A 19,675-nucleotide genomic window follows, 5' to 3' on the forward strand; every position below is an offset into this window, starting at 1 on the left:
GTCACTCCCTTGCCCTTGGAATCACGCGTATTTGGTCCTCCGGCATGTGCACACTAACGGTTGCTCCCTCCGCAAAATACGTACTTGGTCCTCGATTTAAACCAGTAGCCCTAAGTGTTATTTCTTCATTTATTTTTATAAAAGTATGAACAGATGCGCCGGTAAACTGCACAAGGGACACTTCACCTGTCCATAAGTTTTGCCGATCTGGCAACGCCTCATCGCTGACTTGAATCGCTTCTGGCCTGATGGAGATCATTAATTCATCATCTTCGTGATAAGTTGCTATGTTCTGTTTAGAGTTTTTCACACGTATGGGGCTTTTAAGAGAATCGGAATGGAAAACGAACGCTTCTTCTTGTTTCTTATCCAGTGTTACTGGTGATAAATTGGTTTCTCCAATAAACTCAGCTACAAAATTATTCACTGGCTCGTTGTAAATATCAGTTGGGGTTCCCATCTGCTGGCACTTCCCATCCTTGAAGACAGCGATTCGATCACTCATCGTTAAAGCTTCAACTTGGTCATGGGTTACGTAAATGGTTGTAATGCCATACTCTCGCTGCAGCCTTAGGATTTCCGTGCGCATTTCATCTCGCAATCTAGCATCCAAATTACTTAGCGGTTCGTCTAAAAGTAAAATATCGGGTTCAATCACTAGCGCCCTGGCTAAAGCAACTCGTTGCTGCTGCCCACCGCTCAATTGACTCACCTGACGCTGGATATATGATTCCAGACGAACTTTTTTTAGGACATCCTCTACCCTTTTTCTCGTCTCGGTTTTATTAACTTTCCTAACTTTCAAACCAAAAGCAACATTTTCAAACACTGTCATATGAGGAAAAAGGGCATAGTTTTGAAACACCATGCCCGTATTTCTTTTTTCAGGTGGGACTGTCGTCATATCTTTGTCGTTAAATTTGACTTTACCGTGGGTAGGGTAATAGAACCCGGCAATCATTCGAAGCGTTGTCGTTTTCCCGCATCCACTAGGACCTAGAAAGGTAAAAAATTCGCCTTCTTCGATTAATAAATCTAAGTCTTTGACTGCCGTGATCTCACCGAATTGTTTTGTAATCGTTGATAAATTCACTGTTGACATGAATCAACAACTCCCTTTATCTAATAAGTTCTATTGCTGGCTTTTATCCTTCTCAGTGTTCTTAATTTTTGTATCCCAATGTTCCATCCACTCTTGTGACTTCTCCTGGAAAAGAGTCCAGTCAATGTCCATTGGCTTAATATCCGTTTCCGTAATCCAGTCAGGCAAGTTTTCTATATCCTCACGAGTCGGAATGCGGTAGTATTTTTCGGCTAATAGTTTGGCAGCTTCTTTCGTATTCACAAACTCGTAAAAGGCTTTGGCAGCTTTAGGATGCGGCGCATCTTTTACAAGAGCAATTCCTTCCGTCAGCACAGGTGTGCCGCTCTCCGGAATAACATAATCAAACGGATACCCTTTTTCTTTTGCTAACATGACCGTGTCCGGCATATTCCAGACAGATAAGGAGCCGACACCTTTTGCCACCTGGTTATACATAATTTCCGGGTTGGCCGCATATTCCTTCGTATTCTCATCGAGTTTCTGCAGCCATTCATACCCCTGTTCAGGACTCTGGGTTTCTTGATACGTACGATAAATCATCGAGGAGAATATCGTGCGCATCGTTCCTGAAGCTAACGGATAACGAATGATGATTTCATCTTTCCACTTAGGATCAAGAAGATCATCCCAATCCTTAGGTGCTTCTTCTGGTGAGATTTCTTTTGTATTGTACAAAATAACTTCTGGTGTAATAGATGTTCCTGACCACATCCAATCCTCGTCGTGGTACATTTCAGGAAGAGCATCTGCATAAGAAGGTTTATATTTAGCCAACAAACCTTCTTCTTTTGCTTTATCAAAATTCACCTGAGGTGCCCCCCACCATACATCGGCTTGAGGATTATTTCTTTCCGAACGGACCCGGTCTAATATTTCTTGAGAGCCCATATCTAAAAATTGCATATCGACGTCATATTCAGCCTCAAACTGTTTTTCAAACTCACTTAGAATGTCACTGCCATGCGGTGAATATACAACTACTTTGTCTTCAAGTTCTTCGGAGGAACCAGAACCTTTTCCTTCCTCACTAGACTTCTTACCTGATTCCTCAGCTGTCTCCTCACTTGCCCCCCCTGCCATACATCCTGCAAGAACAAAAAGCAGTACTGCTACAAAGAGAGAAGAAACGAGCCAATTCTTTTTAAAGATATCCATAATACAACCCCCTATTAAATTTCAATCAAAGTATCCGACTCTTTCAAAAACAGCGCCACAGCCCCTATGACACCTGCTTCTTTACCAAAGGAAGTAGGCATGACTTCATATGTTCCTGGCGTATAACGCTCCATTACCTTCATCATCTGTTCCCTGATGATCGAAAAGGATCCGCTGACACCACCCCCTAATATCACGAGCTCCGGGTCAAATAATGACACGTAATTGGCCACGCCTAGCGCTAAATTCTCCAGTGCAAAATCAACTACTTCCACAGCCTGCTTGTGTTGCTGCTGGTAAAGCTCGAACGCCTCTTTTGCCGTAACTATTTTACCTAGCCGCCCAGATAACCGGTTCCCAATAGATGAGCCACTGGCTATACTCTCTAAAAATCCATACCCTTCATAAACGGGATGGTAATGATCGGCATGTACTCGATCCGTAACTACATAACCAATCTCCCCTGCGCTATAGTTGCTCCCTCGAAATAACCTTCCATTCACCATGATTCCACTGCCAATTCCTGTACCGATCGCAATATAAATGAGGTTATTCTTGCCGCGGCCGACTCCTTTCCAATGCTCACCAAGAACGTTAATATTCACATCATTATCGATATATATGGGAAGGTCAAAAATCTCCTTAAGTTTTTCTCTTATGGGAAAACGGTTCCATTTAAGAGCAGGAGCCTCTTTCACTATTCCTGTATCTATATTGGTGATCCCAGGTATTCCAGCTCCGACACCTAGAATCTTCTGATCATCGATTTTTAACTCCTGTTTCATAATGTCCACATGCTGCTTGATGACGTTAAACAAATCCTTATTCAAATGTTCCTGAGTTGGGAATTCCCGATAGGCGCAAACCTCCCCATTTAAATCAGCTATACCAAGGGCTACATTCGTCCCGCCAAAATCTATCCCAATCATGAAAGATTTTTTAGGATTAAAGGTGAGATTTACCGGCTTTCTGCCCCCGTTGGTGGAAGCCTCCCCACACCCAACTTCCCGAATCCACCCTTCTTCCAATAATGTGTCAACAAGACTAGATACGGTTGGTTTGCTAAGTGAAAGCTTTTTGGCAATATTGGCTCGGGAAACAGATCCCTCCTCCCGTACACATGTTAAAATTCGCTTTTGATTAGTTTTTTTAATGTAACTGGCATTTCCACTCTGCATTGAATAAGCCCCTTAGCCTGCGGATTTAGACTTATGATTCAGTTAGTAAAGTTTACTTACTAATTCGTTTGGTTCATTCTATGTCAATGAAAATGGACTTAGAACTTTAGAAAAATAACTCTGATGGTAGTGCGTTAGCGTTAGGGAAGAATCTTCTTGAGTTAGGGCCGAGCTTTATCGATTTGGGGGAGAATCATTGAAGGTTAAGGGAGAATACTGACGACTTAAGTCCGAATCCCCTTGAGTTTGGGAAGAATCATAGCTACCCAGGGCCGAACCCCGAAATTCTGCGCGAGCGGGAATACCTGCAGACGATACTACCACAACACAAAAAGACTCCAAACAGCTTACAGCCATTCAGAGTCTTTCCATCACTTCTTATAATCCCATAAAATCTTCCATTCTTCCTTCACCTTTGCTGCAAAAACCTCCTGATGCAGTGAGAAGTTCCCATATTTCCCTTTATACGTTTGAGTAACCGTAGTGGCATATACAATATTGATTGGTTCCGCTTCTTTCGTCATCGACCATCCTTCTATTTTTTTCATATCACTTAAAGAATACGTAAATGTGGTCACGCCAAAGTGATTCATAAATACATGGGCCCGGTCCTGAATGTAGTGGCCTTTGGCAAACTTTTCTTTCATAAGCGGGTGAAAAAGCTGCCAGGATGAGGCGAATTCTCCCTTTTGTTCATGGTCGTAAAAGGTTTCTACGGCTTCTCTCGCCTGCTCGCTCGGGGATTGCCGCAGCATAAATATCCCTAGTACCACGAGTCCGATGACCACTACCGCTGCTATGAGGATGACTGGTAATTTGCTTTTCTTCTGCTGCACGCCTGCCTCCACCCCCGTGATGACCTTTATACCACTAAACTATGCAGAAACATTGTACATTTAGTACAAGGGTGATGGAGGTAAACCTGCATCTTACAGTTCAAAATTCACTTGTTCAGGATAAAGGGGCATCCGCTCTGATCGGTAAATCTGGCGGTGACTACCTTCTTCAAATCCAGTCACTTTCAACTCATACACCACTTCGGCTGGGTCGTCCTCAGTCACTTCGACGATAATACTGCGCATGTTTCCCTCCTCGCTATACGTATAACCTGCTGTGATCAGGCGGTTACCTGTTTCGCTTAAGTAATTCGCATCACTGACAATGCTTGAGTAAAATGATTCGCCGCGTTGTTTGCCGTAAGACCAGACTTCTTTCACCGTCATGTCTTCTGTATTGATACGGTACTGAACACCACGGCTATATTCCTCACTTACGCTCTCATTCCCTCTCGTAATCGCGATATTGTTATCAAACAACAGGATATCCTTCGTCACTTCATTATTATCCTGGTCTGGGAGGATCATGACGGCATGAGGACCACCGGGAAATTTGAAATCTTCTCCGATCGGTTCAAGTAAGTACTGTTCATACTCCTCTGGCCATCCTTCGTGGGCGGCTAAAATCCAGTCAATGTTTCCTTCCGGATAACTCATTTCCATAACGAGACTTTGATGGCGGCTTGAAACGAGAATATCATCCTCTGCTTCGTCATACCAGATCGCATTTTGATGAAACCAATCGCCATCTTCTGCTGATGGACCGTCATATTCCTCATAAAAGTCTTCGGGAAGAATGTTCCTCATGTTCAGCTGGTCGACCAACTCGCCTGTTTCTCTGTCAATTTCAATCATTTCATCCTCGATATATTGCGAAGTGTCATGCGCTGTCGCCAGTAAGTTTCCGTTCGGGAGTTCCACTGCATCGTGGTGAATAATTCCCCACCCCTCATAGTTACTGACCTCAACGACATAGGAATTAGACACTTGTCCCATCATGTTCATTTCGACTAACTGATTATATTTATCCGATTTCCTTGTGAGAAAAAGAAGATGGTTGTTGTCCATCCTTTTCAATATATGGCTGTTGTACAATGTGGAATACCAGCGCACATCAGCATTGGCATCAACAGCGTACGCATACATGCTGCTTGGAATAATGAACGTCAATCCGTTTTCTATATTTTCCTTATCAGCCTTGACAAGTTCCGTGTTGAGAAAGTCTTCTGGCAGCGGCTCAGTGCTGATCGTTAATTCTTTTTTGACCACGTTCCCATCCTCGCTTTCTCCTTCGAGAATGACCGTATTTTCGTAATCAGGATATAATCCGAGAACAGGGATTTCATGGCTCGTTTCATAACCGGAAATCGTCTTTGATATCGTTGAAGCAGTATCTTTTCCTTTTACCGTAACCGTTATTTGCAGAGGTTCAGCTGTTTCAAACTTAAAAAGAGCTGTCAAAGGGGCTATTCCATAAGGATTAGGAATAACGTAGGGGTCCTGCAAATTGTAATTTCTTTGTTCATATGTAGTTTGGATCACATCTTCGATCGATTCTTGTTCTGTAATTAACTCTGTGTCTGCTGAGACCGTCCTCGTTCCTTCTGCTTCTCGCTGGTCCTCACGGGTTAGGAAAAAAACGAGCCCGGCTCCAACAAGCACGGTTATGCTAACTAATCCAATCCACCATTTCTTCATCATAAAACTCCCTCTGCATTTTCTAGTACTTCTAATTCACACACTAGTTCTCTTTACCCATAACATGCTGTTTTTTAAACAAAAAAAAGAATCCATGGCAGGCACAGATTCTTCTTATTCACAGTGCATCCCTATACCGCTGATAATAGGCTTCTACATTATTAAGCAGCAGCAACTCCGTGTATAGGTATGTCTTCATATTAAAATCATTAAAGTCAATGGCCGTTAATTCCTGGATCTGTTTTATTCGGTAATTTAACGTGTTGGGATGAATGAACAACTGATTAGCGGTTTGCTTGCCTTTTCCGTTATTGGCTAAATAGACTTCAAGTGTCCGCAGCAAATCGGTCTGCTTCGCTGTATCATTCTGGATCAATGTCAATAAATCATCACTATAATAATCTTCCGAACTATTTTTCTCATAGAGAGTAGCTAAGTAACGGTATATCCCGAGTTTAGTAAACTCACGCGGCATTGATTCAGGCCGTGGCGTAATGAAGTTGGCAATCTCAATTACTTCAAGGGCTTCAAGGAAACTTTTTCTCATTTGATAAAGAGTTGTGTACTCTTTCCCAACTCCAATCAGGAAATTGTAAAATTCCTCTTCCCCGGTCTCAGATTTAACTTCTTCTATTAATTCCCTGGCCATATCTCGTGTAGACAACCTGCTTTCTGACTTGCCGTAAAGGACCATAATCATTTGAAATTCCGTTTTTAAATAATGAATGTTCTTTTTATGGGGAGATTGGTGAACTGATTTCTCCAAATAATCCAACATGTAATTATGCTGAGCAGCCGTTACCGAAAAAACCACCACCGAAAAGCGTTCCGGCAATGTCAGCTTAGCAAGAGAAGCATCATGGCGGAACTGACTCTCGCTCCCATATTCATGGTGCAACAGCTTCCACATCAACTCTTCTCTTCGTCCCTCTTTCGCATTCACCTTTTCATACACATCGTAAATCAGCTTTCCAAGGTGCGGAGTAACCTCTTCCAGAAGAGTCAATTCCTCATCGGTCAAAAGATGATCCGATTCCTGTACCCATATATAACCCATCGTATGACCAATGTGCTTGGCAGCCGTCACGACCCGCTGATGAAATCCAAGCTCCTCAATCGGATGGACACGAATCGGATCAGGTCGCTGCTCCAGGCGCTGAACAATGCCTTCTTTTTTAAGACGATCGATAACGAAAATTGGGCACTTTTTTGAAAGAATCGTTTTCTGCAGGGATTGATCAAACTCATCCATGGATGAACTGTAGGAAATCAATTCAAAATTCTTATTCTCTATAATGACGGGCTTACGCAATGTCGAACTGATCAGCTCAGTGGCTTTATGAATATCCTCTACCTGGAGGATCAATTCTTTTACTTCCATATAACCCCTACCCTTTCCAAGTAGTCTGATTTTACTACATATCTCACGTTATTACCCACTATTATAGCGAGTTAGACTGGAAAGAGAAAGAGAAACATTTTCGTTGACCCCAGCTTGTATCGACAGCAAGGCTCCATTTTTCAGCGCTTTGCCCCTTTTTATCGGCGTCCAACTCTCTTTTTCCGGCGCCCAGCACCCTTTTTCCGGCGCTCAACACCCTTTTTCCGGCGCTCAGCACCCTTTTTCCAGCGCTCAACACCCTTTTTCCGGCGCCCAGCACCCTTTTTCCGGCGCTCAACACCCTTTTTCCGGCGCCCAGCACCCTTTTTCCGGCGCTCAACACCCTTTTTCCGGCGCCCAGCACCCTTTTTCCGGCGCTCAACACCCTTTTTCCGGCGCTCTAGCCCAACTAATCAATAAATTTCACAATAAAAAAAGCCCTCCCGCTACTCGGGAGAGCTTTTCACTAACTAGATTCTTAGAATTTTTCTGAAATGGTCTTCGCTTGCATGTGAAGCGCAAGATAATCTGGACCGCCGGCTTTAGAATCGGTACCGGACATTTTGAATCCGCCGAATGGCTGATATCCAACAATTGCGCCTGTGCAGTTACGATTAAAGTACAGGTTCCCAACGTGGAAATCGTATTTCGCTTTTTCAAGGTGGTCGCGGTTATCGGAAATAACAGCACCTGTCAGGCCGTACTCGGTATTGTTGGCAATTTCAATGGCTTCGTCAAAATCCTTCGCTTTCGTGAAGCAAACGACTGGGCCAAAAATTTCTTCCTGCTGCATGCGGGAATCTGGTGCCAGATCAGCAAAGATGGTTGGCTCGATGAAGTATCCTTTAGAATTATCACCTTTACCGCCAGTGACTAAGCGACCTTCTTCTTTACCGATTTCGATATAGCTCATCACTTTGTCATATGCACCCTGATCAACGACAGGTCCCATGTAGACGTTGTCTTCGGAAGCGTTACCGACTGTTAGTTCTTTAGCACGCTTCGCTACCATATCAAGCAGCTCATCGTACACATCTTCATGAACGACTGCGCGTGAACCGGAAGAACATTTTTGTCCGGAGAATCCGAAGGCTGATACGATAATCGCTTCAGCAGCTGTTTCTAGATTGGCGCTGCTATCCACAACCACCGTGTCTTTACCGCCCATTTCAGCGATAACTTGCTTTAAGTGATTTTGGCCTTCTTGAATTTCAGCGGCACGCTTGATGATGCGTGTACCGACATCGCGTGAACCAGTGAAGGAAATAAGAGCTGTTTTTGGATGATCAACTAGATAGTCACCTACTTCACCGCCGCTTCCTGGTACATAATTCAAGACGCCTTTCGGAAGACCTGCTTCTTCAAGCACTTCTACGAATTTCGCAGCAATGACCGGACTGTTACTAGCCGGTTTCAGTACAACGGTGCTTCCTGTAACAAGCGGCGCAACCGCTGTACCTGCCATGATTGCAAAAGCCAAGTTCCAAGGTGGAATGACGACGGCTACACCTGTAGATGTGTAAATGTAGCGGTTTTGCTCTCCTGGACGGCTTTCAACTGGCTTGCCATCTTTTAATTCGAGCATTTGCCGACCATAATATTCAAGGAAATCAATTGCTTCAGCTGTATCTGCATCCGCTTCTTTCCAAGGTTTACCGACTTCATAAACAAGATAGGCAGAGAATTCGTGCTTACGACGGCGAATAATGCTAGCTGCACGGAATAACAACTCTGCACGCGCACGCTCACTCCACTTTCTCCAGTCTTCGAATGCTGTAGCAGCCGATTGAACAGCTTTTTCAGCAATCTCTGAATTGGCTTTAGATACAGTACCAACCACTTGCTTCGTGTTCGCTGGGTTAGTAGAAACGATTTGTTCATCAGTTCGGATTCGTTCTCCGTTTACAAGCAAATCATGCTTCTGCCCTAGTTCATCTTTTACTTTTTTCAACGCCTCTTCAAAGGCTTTTTTATTTTCCTCAATTGTAAAATCTGTGAATGGTTCGTGTTTATAAGGTGTGACCATAACAAAATTCTCCTCTCGATTATTTACTAAATATTCCTTTAATCGCAAAAGCGATATTCGCAGGTCTTTCAGCTAGCCGTCTCATAAAGTATCCATACCAATCATCGCCATAAGGCATATACACTCTTACTTTATAGCCTTCCTTCAACAGATCATACTGCGTTTGGTTTCTCATTCCATACAACATCTGAAACTCAAACTGATCCGTAGAAATGCCATGCTCTTTCACTAATTCTTTAGTAAAATTAATGATCGCATCATCATGGCTGGCTATGGCTGTGTAATGACCATTTAAAAGATTTTTCTTAATGAGACGTTTTAAATTGGCATCGACCTCCGGCTTATCTGCAAAAGCCACTTTGCCCGATTCCTTATAAGCTCCTTTAACTAGCCTTAAATAAGGGTCGTAAGCATGCAGCTCATCAACATCCTCATTGGAACGATAAAGATAAGCCTGAATGACCGTCCCCAAGTTGTGATATTTCTCTTTTAATGCTTTGTAAATCTCAAGGGTTTCCCCACATCGAGAGGAATCCTCCATATCGATCGTCACTGTAATATCATGACGTTCGGCCTCCTGCAAAATTCGCTCCATGTTTTCCATGACGAGCTCCTTGTTTAAATCAAGCCCCAGCGACGTCAGTTTCAGTGATATCTCTGAATTCAACTGGTGATGAGCAATCGCCTGAATGGTTTCGATACACTCTTGAGAGCGCTTTCTTGATTCGGCCTCTGAATCGACAAATTCCCCAAGGTGGTCAACCGTAACGTGCAATCCATCATGGTTCAGCTGTTTAATCAATGGAATTGCCTGGGAGAATGTTTCTCCGCCTACAATCTTGTCAGCCCCAAATCTCGTTCCAAACCGCTTCGCTAAACGATCTAATACTTTGTTATTGGAAAGGTATAAGAAAAAATTCTTACTAATGGCTTCCAAGATGACCACACTCCTTTACCTGTGTCTTTCTATGGACACCATGTGGATTCAAACAATGAAATCTTTGAATTTCATCTGTTAAGAAAATTATAACGATTGTGACTTGCTTTTAACAACGTGCACAAACCACAATCTTTCCACCATGGTTTTATGATTATTACACAATTGGTTCTCTCCCTGTTTATCCGCCGCGTATCTCACCTAAACATAAGACCCTCACCGAAGTTGGGCTGCTTCTCGCGCTTCTGATTAACATATGGCCCTATTTCAGAACGTAAACTACTAAAATGATAGGGGTTATGACGTTGCTTCGTTCAGTACTCGGCTGGACAAACTTACCACTTTATTTATGGACTTCATACGCAAAAAAAAAGACGGGTACAAACCGAGAGGCGGCGACCCATCTTTCTTACATAAATTAAATATTTTCCTGTTTCAACGCATCAATAATATTTTGCTTTTTAATCTTCACACTTGAATAAAACATCGCTGAACTAACGATAACAAAAATAGCTATAGTCGCATACAGCATGCTCATCCAAGGTAAAGAGAATCCATACGCAAAAGTATTCCTGATTGATAAATAGATTAAGCCCATCACCGCAACACTAATAGGGAGACCGTAGAGGAGGGCCTTTAAACCATAGAAAATACTCTCATAATTAATCATTTTGTTAAAGCCTTTAGGCGTCATCCCAACTGACTTCAACATGGCAAATTCTCGTTTTCTAAGCGAGATACTTGTAGAAATCGTATTAAAAATGTTCGCGATGGATATTAAGGAAATCAACCCGATAAATCCATAGGTGAAGACCGACATAAGCAAGAGCATCTGTTGATTGCGCTCCCTGTTCTGATAGACGTTGAACACGTTCATATCGGAAGGCTTAGCTTCCTCTAGGGCCTCCTGGGTTTTCATAGGATCTGAACTGTTCATGTACATGTACAAATACGTTTGTACTTCTCTTCCGCCTTGCTGTTTGATGAACTGGTCAAAAGTCTCATGAGAAACAATGACACTTATTCCTCCTAATCCAGGCGAGTTAATACCCATTGGCACTTCTTTAGTTAAGACACCTATTTCTACCGTATTTAAAAATTGCTTTTCTTCTGTTTTGTAATCCATGGCATATAATTCGAGCTTATCAACTTGTTCCGAATTTATCGCTTCTGTCTCGATAAATTTACCCGATTCAGGTTCACGATAGCTTATCTGATTTAGAACGATTGCAGCATTCGATTCAAGCAGTTTTTCTGCATCTGCCCCAATCCTTTCAGCATACTCGCGAAAGCTTTCCTCATCAAGCCCGTAGAATGGAACAAAGTAAGGATACTTTCCGCCTTTTACATCACTCTTGGCCAGTTGTTCTTTTACCCTCTCAATCGCAGCTGACTTTTCAATCCAAGTAAATAAATGAGCTCGTTTAACAATACTGGATTCTGTGACATTCGCAAGGTTCGTGAATGATCTGTAGTCCTCTGCTTCATAAGTGGCATTGCCCGTAACTTGGATATCATAATTGATATCCGTTTGAGAAAGCTCCAATGATTTTTCAATATTTGAGGTGAAAAAGGAAACAGTTAAGAACAGAATAATGCTGATAATGAGCGAAATGACAGTTGCCTGATACCTCCTCTTATTCCTTTTTAAGTTTTTCAAGCCGATTTCTGCTTCCATTCCGAAAATCTTTCTGACGAGCTTAGAGGTTTTGACTGCCTTCTTTGATAATTTAATATCCTGTGTCTGGCGAATGGCATCGATGGCCGAAACTTTTGATGCTTTCCGAGCTGGCATATAAGTGGAAACGAAGATCGTCACCATTGAAATCACACTGGCCGCCAAAATAGATACAGGGGTAACGACCACTTGGAGCTGCTCAGTAATCCCAAGTGCCCCTTCGATAAAGTTGTTGATTGAAAAGAAAGTAACAGCCATCCCAGCCAACCCGGCAAGGATACCAATAGGAATACTAATAACTCCAATAATGAGACCTTCAAAAAAGACCGAGTTCCTTTTTTGCTTTTTCGTTGCTCCTACACTCGAAAGCATCCCAAGATGTCTCGCTCGTTCTGAAACACTGATTGCAAAAGCATTATAGATTAAAGTGACAGAGCCAATGATGATAATAGCTATAATAATGGCTGCCAAAGAATACATCGTCCGATTTAAATTGTTATTATCAGAGACGCCGTAATATCGAAGCAATGTATCGTTAAAACTGACGCTCTCTATATGATGTTGCTCTGCCAATTTCTCAGCATGTTCATAAAGCGAACGCGTCACCTCATTTAACACAACAATGGCGTTGCCGGTGTTTTGTTGTGACAAAAGGCTTTGGTTGACATAGGTTAACGCTGTATAACCTGGGGCCCATGCAGGTTCCCATGTAGGCCGTTCGATAATCCCCACAATGCGGTAGGTTTTTGTCTTTTCTATTTGTAAGGACTCGATGGAACCGTTCTGGTCCGTTTGCAGCGGATCCATTTGCGTTAAAAAGGCTTTTTCCCCGTCTGCATAACGTTTTCCTAGATCAAGTTTTATACGGTCGCCAATCTTATATCCTATGCCATCCTTCTCAGCTACTTCTTCTGAGATGACGATTTCATTATTGTTCTCTGGAAGATGTCCCTCGCTTAATTTGATAGGGAACTGATTGAAACCCTGTTCATTATAGGCTTTAACAAATAAATAAGGTTTACTTTCCATTTCAGAATCTGGCAGAGAAGCATAGCCAAGATTGTTTTCTAACACCACGGTGTCAGTCGCTTCATCTTTTTTAATCGCTTCGATTTGCTCGGGACTTACATTTTCATACTTCACATGCCATTCCCCATCCATGGCAATCGATTGTCTTTTCATCAAATCTAAAAAAGAAACCGCAAGCGTTACCACGGCTGTTACCATAGCAACGGAGATGATGACACCAAAAATCGTCACCAGCGTTCTCCTTTTATTTTCCTTTAAGTGTCTGGCGGTCAATTTATTGACAATGTTCACGGACGGATCACCTCATCTTTGGCAATCTTGCCATCCTCAATGGAAATGACCCGATCTGCCTGCAAAGCAATCCGTTCATCATGCGTAATTACGACGAGTGTTTGGTTATAAGTTTTGTTAAACATCTTCAGCAGTTCCATGATTTCGCTGCTGTTCTTACTATCGAGGTTACCCGTCGGCTCATCCGCAAGCATCATGGCTGGGTTGCTGATCAAGGCACGGCCGATCGATACGCGCTGCTGCTGGCCGCCTGAGAGCTGATTCGGCAAATGGCCTAACCGATTATCCAGACCTAATAAACTGACAATATCCCGGAACTGTTTCTGATCCACCTTGTGGTCATCCAACAATACCGGAAGAGTAATATTTTCTTCGACTGACAAAATCGGTATCAAGTTATAAAACTGATAAATCAAGCCAATCTGGCGCCGTCTAAAAATCGCCAGCTGTGTTTCATCCAACTCATAGATATCTGTGTTATCAACTAAAACCTTACCGCTTGTCGGTCGATCCACGCCACCTAATAAATGAAGCAAGGTCGATTTCCCCGATCCTGATGGTCCAACGATCACGACAAATTCGCCTTTTTCCACCGAAAAAGACACATCATCAAGCGCCTTAACAGCCGTTTCTCCTTTTCCATACACTTTAGACAGATTTTCTATTTGTAAAATTCCCATTTGTGAAACCCCCATGATTTTGATGTTGCCTTCAGTATATCTGCCTATCATGACTTTAAAGTGACTCTTAAGTGACAATTTAGTCATCTGCGCTTATCAGACCGGTTGAAAACCAACCCCCTTTAGATCACATGGTTATAAAACTTAATTTGAAATTGTGTTCCTTCGCCTTGTTCGCTCCACACCTCAATATCACCGTTCTGACTAGTGACAATACTATAGGCCATCGCTAATCCAATGCCAACACTATCATCTTCTGCATTTTTCCCTTTATAAAATCGCTTGAATATATACGGAAGATCTTCTTTCGGAATTCCTTTCCCAGTATCCTTAATCGTAAGTTCGGTGAAAAGAGTGTTTTCAGAATAGGTAACGTGTATAGTCCCGCCCTCTCCTGTATGCTCAACACAGTTGTTTAAAATGTTGAGAACGGCTTCAGCCGTCCAGTTAAAATCCCCGCGGAAAGTCACTGTATCCTCCCCGGTAATGGTTAATTGCTGTTGTTTAATATCCATAGGAATCCTGACAGGCTCAGCCGCTTTGTTGATTAAGTCTTTAACGAAAACTTTTTCTTTTTTAAAGGTTGCCGTGCCAGCATCTATTTTCGACAGTTTTAATAAGGAAGTAACGAGCCATTCGATCCTTTCTAACTGAACACGGATATTCTGAGTAAATTCTTCTCGCTTTGATTCACTCAAGTTAGGATCACTTAATAAGTCAGCCATAACCATCATAGAAGTGAGCGGTGTTTTCAACTGATGAGAAATATCTGAAATGGCACCCGTTAGTGTTACTTTGTCACGTTGCAGAAGAGCACTGTGTTCCGAAAGCATTAAAGTAACCTTGTACATATCGTTCTTTAAAATACTTAACTCACCCTCATGGTTATCACGAATATCTAACGAATAATCACCGCTGCTGATCCGCCTTAAATAATTGGACAGTTTTTCAATTTCCTTATAACGCAAAGCTGTATAAAACAAGCTGCAACTCATAAGCAAAACAGCCGTTATAATGACGAAAATTGCTGCTTGAACTGATAGCATCACTGCCGCCGCCCCGGCCGCTATTAGACTAATTACACAAAGGGTTATCAGCAGGAGTCGAATCTCTTGATTACGGAGCATTCTAGTCACCGATCTTATACCCCCGTCCACGAACTGTCTTGATGATCGTTGGTTTCTGCGGGTTGTCTTCAAGTTTCTCGCGCAACCGTTTTATATAGACAGTTAAAGTATTGTCGTTCACAAAGTCACCCGCTACATCCCAAATTCGTTCGAATAATTGACTTCTCGTTAACACTTGACCAATATGATTAGCAAAAATGAGCAGCAGCCGATACTCCAGAGCCGTCACCAACACTTCTTCCCCTTCTTTATACACCTTACCTTCTAATGTATTGATTGCGATGTTTTCAATTTCGATCGTATTTCGCGGCTGTGCCTGCACGTGCCTGTTATAACGACGCAGTACCGACTTGATTCTTGATAACAGTTCACGGATACGGAATGGTTTCGAAATATAATCATCCGCCCCCATATCAAGCCCCATGACGACGTTGACCTCATCATCAAATGCCGTTAGAAAAATCACCGGTTTCTCACTTCGCTTTTTAACAGATGCACACAAATCATAGCCGCTCCCATCAGGCAGGGAGAGATCAAATAAGCATAAGTCTATCTGTTCCAAATCCTTATTGAGCACCTTTTCTGCAGCTTCATAATTATGACAAAGGATGGTCTCATAGCCGTCGTTTTGCAAAGAATAGTCTAATCCGGATGCGATGGTTTTATCATCTTCAACCAATAGTATTTTCATCGATAACACCCTATCATTGGTTATTTTCTACTCTAAATTGTGCCTCTATCATATTTTAAACGAAAGGTCAGGTCAAAATAAGCTGATCAACTAAATGAGATGCATTTATTTCATGCATGATAGAAGACCAAAATGGTGTGGTTATGCACAGAAAGTTATCTTAGCTAGAAAAACCAAGGAATCTATTAATTCCAAATCATATTCTATTTCCTAAGAGAATAGAGTAAAACTGGAGGTGGATAACTTGAACAATGATAAACTGCTGGCATTAGAATTGGCGAAAAGCTTTATACAGAACAAGAACGTCCAGCCGATTTCTGGAAAAGGCGAGATTGAATATTTATTTGATAATACGATCTATCCTTTTTCTACTATCGTTGATCATTTTCTTACGAATATTGAGGATATGAATGAGTGGGAATAGCTGAATAAGGGAAGACCCCCTTATTCAGCCTTTAAAAAACTGGCCCCGAAGTACAGGACCAGTTCTAGTATGATTTGATTAATGTATATCTCTCACTTAAACCTATGAACTAAGCGCAAGGTGTTTCCTTTGAATCTCTTCATCAAACAATTCTGCAGCCCCTTTAAAAACAACTTCGCCCTTATTTAATATATAAATATAATCAGCTATCTTCTTAGCCATCGATAGGTTTTGTTCAACGAGAAGCATGGTCAGTCCTTCTTCTTTTAACCGCAGAATGATTTCACTGACTTCCCTGACCATTAACGGGGACAACCCTTCTGACGGTTCATCCAGAAGCAGTAAACTTGGATTGGTCAAAAGGGCCCTGCCGATCGCGAGCATTTGCTGTTCTCCTCCACTCAGGTTCCCCCCCATCGAATGCTGTCGTTCTTTGATGCGCGGAAATAGTTCATAGATTTTCTCCAATGACCAGCCATTATTAGCACGAGTATGTGTGGTGAGTAAGTTTTCTTTTACCGTGAGGTTGGAAAAAATTCTTCTTCCCTGGGGGACGATGCCAACGCCAAACTTGGAAATATTATGGCTTTGTTCTGAAATTAAGTTGTGGCCATTAATTTCGACCACTCCTTCCCTTTTCTCGACCATACCCATAATAGAATGGACAGTCGTCGTTTTCCCCATTCCATTTCTGCCAAGAATCGCACAAACTTTCCCTTTTTCAACCTCTAATGAAAGTCCATGCAGGATATGACTTTCTCCATAGTAAGCATTCAGGCCTTGAACGTGAAGCATTAAACAACCTCCTCGCTTCCAATATAAATTTCATTAACCTGTTGATTGGCACGAACAACCTCTGGTGTATCATCAATCAGTACGTGACCATCGTGCAGGACAATCATCCGCTCAGCCAGACCGAAGATCACTTCTAAGTCATGTTCAATGATCATAACCGTTAACTCTTTGGGTAATTCTGCTAATAATTGCACGATATAGTCTGTTTCTGACTGCGACATCCCAGCAGTTGGTTCATCCAGCAGCAATATAGAAGGATCTGTGGCGATCCCGAGCATAATTTCAATTTGCCTTTGCTCCCCATATGACAGATTCTTCACCTTGCCATGGCGCTGCACATAGAGCCCCCACGTCTCAAGCAGTTCCTCTGCCTCCTCGTAAAGAGACTTGTAGTATTTCTCTTTCCGTATTCGAAACCAGGTATGCTTTAATCCATGCTTCCGCTGCAAAACGAGTAATAGATTATCAAGAATCGAAAGTTCATCAAGTAAATTGTTTTTTTGAAACGTTCTTACAATGCCGCGTCGTGACCGCTTATAGTTTGGTTCCTTTGTAATATTGCTGCCATTAAAATAAATCATTCCCATTGATGGTCTCAAGTCGCCCGTCAATAAATTGAAGAATGTGGTTTTACCGGCTCCATTCGGTCCGATTATGCCGATTCTTTCTCCTTGATTGACGTTGAACGAAACCTCTTTTAAAATTTCAAGTCCTCCAAAGCTTTTATTGATCGCCTCTACCTCTAGTATTTTCATCTGATCCCTGCCTTTCTATGAAGCTCGTTCTTTATTTAATTTGGTGACCTCTGAAGGACTTCCTTGTTTTTGAAAGCGTCCAAGAACATCCTGCCAGATTCCATAAATACCAGAAGGGAAAAAGATCACGAACAGAATAAATATCGAACCGAGAATCAACATCCACATATCCGTATAGCTTGCAATAATTGTTTCAAGCAGGACGATCATGGCTGCTCCTAGAACTGGACCGATCATCGTCCCGGATCCACCGATTAGAACCATGATCAGGACAGTTCCTGACATTGTCCAATACACATCACTTGGGGCAATGAACCCATTAAAGTACGTATAGAGGGACCCCGAAACACCGCCTAGCGCTCCGGAAACGACAAAAGCCATGTATTTATAAATACTTGTGTTATACCCCATCGATTTCAGTCTTGTTTCATTTTCCCTTATCCCCACTAATATTTTGCCAAAAGGGGACCCTACAAAGATACGAAGACCGGCATAAAGCAGCATGAACAGGGCTGCAATCACATAAAACAGCCAGACCATGTTGGAAATTTCCCAGCCGAACAGGGTCGGTCTTGGAATCCCCGATAAGCCATTAGAGCCTCCCGTCAACCCTGTTGATTGATAAACAAATGAGTACACCATTTGTGAAAAGGCCAGCGTGAGCATGAGGAAATAGAAGCCACTCACCTTCATGCAAAACAAGCCGATGACCCCGGCAAGCAAAACCGAAACGATGATCGCTCCAAATAGAGTAAAAAGCATATTAGCTGAAACATGCTGGCCGATGATGCCAGCAGCATATGCTCCTGTTCCAAAAAAAGCCGCATGTCCTAATGACACCATCCCTGTATAGCCGACAATCACATTTAAACTTAAGGCGAAAATGGCCAGAATAAGAATTTCAGTAAGCAAGGTGATGTGAAACGAAGATATGAAAAACGGAGCCGCAGCGAAAAGCAGCAGAACAACCGCAAATTGAAGATAAATGTTTTTCACCCTTCCACCACCTGCTTCCCTAATAGACCGCTTGGACGCCATACGAGGATCATGGCCATAAGCCCAAAAATGAGAAACATACTTAATTCAGGGAATAGATAGCGTCCAAAGGTCTCCAGAACACCAACAAGTACACTTGCTGTGAATGTTCCCGCGATCGAACCTAGCCCTCCGATCACAAGCACAATCAAAGCCAGAATCAATGTTTGAAATTCCATATCAGGGTAGAGTCCTAAAATCGGAGAGGCAACTACTCCACCGAAACCGGCCAGAATTCCTCCAAGTACAAATATTGTTGTAAACACGAGGTTAATATTCACTCCAAGAGCTCCGATCATTTCGCGGTCGCTTAACCCGGCACGGATGATCGCTCCCCACCTCGTTTTGTTCTGAATCCACCAAAGACCTGCCGCAATGAATATCCCGACACCAATGACCACCAGCCGATAAAGCGGGAAAGTTTGACCAACGATCGTCACAGATCCGGATAATAGGTCCGGAACACGAATCGACAGAACATTGGAGCCCCAGATCCATTTAGTAAGATCGTGAAACACGTAGGCCAACCCGAACGTGAGTAAAACTTGTGATAAATGCCCTAATTGATAAGTGACACGCAGCAATGTGCGCTCAATAACGAGCGCAATCACTGCGACAGCTAGCGGTGCCACAATAAGGGCTGTCCAGAAACTTTGTGTAAAGGTAGTTGTTAATGAATAAGCGACGTAAGATCCTATCATATATAAAGAACCATGCGCCAAATTGAGAACTCCTAATATGCCGAAGACTAGAGCAAGTCCACATGTGATAACAAACAACAGCATCCCGTACGACACTCCATTGATGAGTTGAGCTATGATAATCTCCATCTCGTCCACCTCCAAGTTATCTTG

The 19,675-nt window shown here is 42.6% G+C and carries 18 protein-coding genes; 1 reads left to right on the top strand and 17 read right to left on the bottom strand.

Annotated elements, in window-relative coordinates; genetic code table 11:
• Position 1: 1 nt before the first annotated feature.
• From G6R08_RS05715 to G6R08_RS05775, 13 genes are all read right to left on the bottom strand, one after another.
• Positions 2–1,102 carry an ABC transporter ATP-binding protein gene (locus G6R08_RS05715; protein WP_163527098.1) on the bottom strand — a complete coding sequence of 367 codons (1,101 nt, stop codon included), beginning with the start codon at positions 1,100–1,102 and terminating at the stop codon, positions 2–4.
• Positions 1,103–1,132: 30 nt separating this feature from the next.
• Positions 1,133–2,260: an extracellular solute-binding protein gene (locus G6R08_RS05720; RefSeq protein WP_240339651.1), complete on the bottom strand. Its 1,128-nt coding sequence runs from the start codon at positions 2,258–2,260 to the stop codon at positions 1,133–1,135.
• 14 nt (positions 2,261–2,274) lie between these two features.
• On the bottom strand, positions 2,275–3,438 hold the full coding sequence (locus tag G6R08_RS05725) for an ROK family transcriptional regulator (protein ID WP_163527099.1): 1,164 nt from the start codon (positions 3,436–3,438) through the stop codon (positions 2,275–2,277).
• Positions 3,439–3,809: 371 nt separating this feature from the next.
• The gene (locus tag G6R08_RS05730; RefSeq protein ID WP_163527100.1) at positions 3,810–4,274 is read right to left on the bottom strand and encodes a hypothetical protein; all 465 of its coding nucleotides are present in this window, start codon (positions 4,272–4,274) and stop codon (positions 3,810–3,812) included.
• Positions 4,275–4,367: 93 nt separating this feature from the next.
• The gene (locus tag G6R08_RS05735) at positions 4,368–5,975 is read right to left on the bottom strand and encodes an aryl-sulfate sulfotransferase (RefSeq protein WP_163527101.1); all 1,608 of its coding nucleotides are present in this window, start codon (positions 5,973–5,975) and stop codon (positions 4,368–4,370) included.
• Between the two features lie 115 nt (positions 5,976–6,090).
• Positions 6,091–7,353 (bottom strand): PucR family transcriptional regulator, encoded by a 1,263-nt coding sequence (locus G6R08_RS05740; protein ID WP_163527102.1) that lies wholly within the window; start codon positions 7,351–7,353, stop codon positions 6,091–6,093.
• Between the two features lie 61 nt (positions 7,354–7,414).
• Positions 7,415–7,735, bottom strand: a complete 321-nt coding sequence (locus G6R08_RS05745; protein ID WP_163527103.1) for a hypothetical protein — start codon at positions 7,733–7,735, stop codon at positions 7,415–7,417.
• Positions 7,736–7,831: 96 nt separating this feature from the next.
• Positions 7,832–9,379: an L-glutamate gamma-semialdehyde dehydrogenase gene (pruA, locus tag G6R08_RS05750; RefSeq protein ID WP_163527104.1), complete on the bottom strand. Its 1,548-nt coding sequence runs from the start codon at positions 9,377–9,379 to the stop codon at positions 7,832–7,834.
• 19 nt (positions 9,380–9,398) lie between these two features.
• On the bottom strand, positions 9,399–10,316 hold the full coding sequence (locus tag G6R08_RS05755) for a proline dehydrogenase family protein (protein ID WP_163527105.1): 918 nt from the start codon (positions 10,314–10,316) through the stop codon (positions 9,399–9,401).
• A 418-nt stretch (positions 10,317–10,734) separates the two neighbouring features.
• Entirely contained in the window at positions 10,735–13,314 is a 2,580-nt protein-coding gene (locus G6R08_RS05760) for an ABC transporter permease (protein ID WP_163527106.1), read from the bottom strand.
• On the bottom strand, positions 13,311–13,994 hold the full coding sequence (locus G6R08_RS05765; RefSeq protein ID WP_163527107.1) for an ABC transporter ATP-binding protein: 684 nt from the start codon (positions 13,992–13,994) through the stop codon (positions 13,311–13,313). The genes G6R08_RS05760 and G6R08_RS05765 overlap by 4 nt, the downstream gene beginning before the upstream one ends.
• Positions 13,995–14,116: 122 nt before the next feature.
• Positions 14,117–15,121 (bottom strand): sensor histidine kinase, encoded by a 1,005-nt coding sequence (locus tag G6R08_RS05770; RefSeq protein WP_163531137.1) that lies wholly within the window; start codon positions 15,119–15,121, stop codon positions 14,117–14,119.
• Between the two features lies 1 nt (position 15,122).
• Complete coding sequence (locus tag G6R08_RS05775) at positions 15,123–15,812, bottom strand: response regulator transcription factor (protein WP_163527108.1); 690 nt, start codon at positions 15,810–15,812, stop codon at positions 15,123–15,125.
• A 244-nt stretch (positions 15,813–16,056) separates the two neighbouring features.
• Here G6R08_RS05775 and G6R08_RS05780 point away from each other — a divergent pair, with 244 nt between their 5' ends.
• Positions 16,057–16,236, top strand: a complete 180-nt coding sequence (locus G6R08_RS05780; protein WP_163527109.1) for a hypothetical protein — start codon at positions 16,057–16,059, stop codon at positions 16,234–16,236.
• Between the two features lie 102 nt (positions 16,237–16,338).
• Here G6R08_RS05780 and G6R08_RS05785 read toward each other — a convergent pair whose 3' ends face one another.
• From G6R08_RS05785 to G6R08_RS05800, 4 genes are read right to left on the bottom strand one after another with little or no spacing between them, the layout of a single operon-like run.
• Positions 16,339–17,031: an ABC transporter ATP-binding protein gene (locus G6R08_RS05785; protein ID WP_163527110.1), complete on the bottom strand. Its 693-nt coding sequence runs from the start codon at positions 17,029–17,031 to the stop codon at positions 16,339–16,341.
• Complete coding sequence (locus G6R08_RS05790; RefSeq protein WP_163527111.1) at positions 17,031–17,786, bottom strand: ABC transporter ATP-binding protein; 756 nt, start codon at positions 17,784–17,786, stop codon at positions 17,031–17,033. Before G6R08_RS05790 ends, G6R08_RS05785 begins: the two co-directional genes overlap by 1 nt.
• Before the next feature lie 15 nt (positions 17,787–17,801).
• On the bottom strand, positions 17,802–18,782 hold the full coding sequence (locus tag G6R08_RS05795) for a branched-chain amino acid ABC transporter permease (protein ID WP_240339652.1): 981 nt from the start codon (positions 18,780–18,782) through the stop codon (positions 17,802–17,804).
• On the bottom strand, positions 18,779–19,651 hold the full coding sequence (locus tag G6R08_RS05800) for a branched-chain amino acid ABC transporter permease (protein ID WP_163527113.1): 873 nt from the start codon (positions 19,649–19,651) through the stop codon (positions 18,779–18,781). The genes G6R08_RS05795 and G6R08_RS05800 overlap by 4 nt, the downstream gene beginning before the upstream one ends.
• Positions 19,652–19,675: the final 24 nt, after the last annotated feature.

Origin of the sequence: Halobacillus ihumii (assembly GCF_902726645.1) — a bacterium.
Classification (GTDB): Bacteria; Bacillota; Bacilli; order Bacillales; family Halobacillaceae; genus Halobacillus_A; species Halobacillus_A ihumii.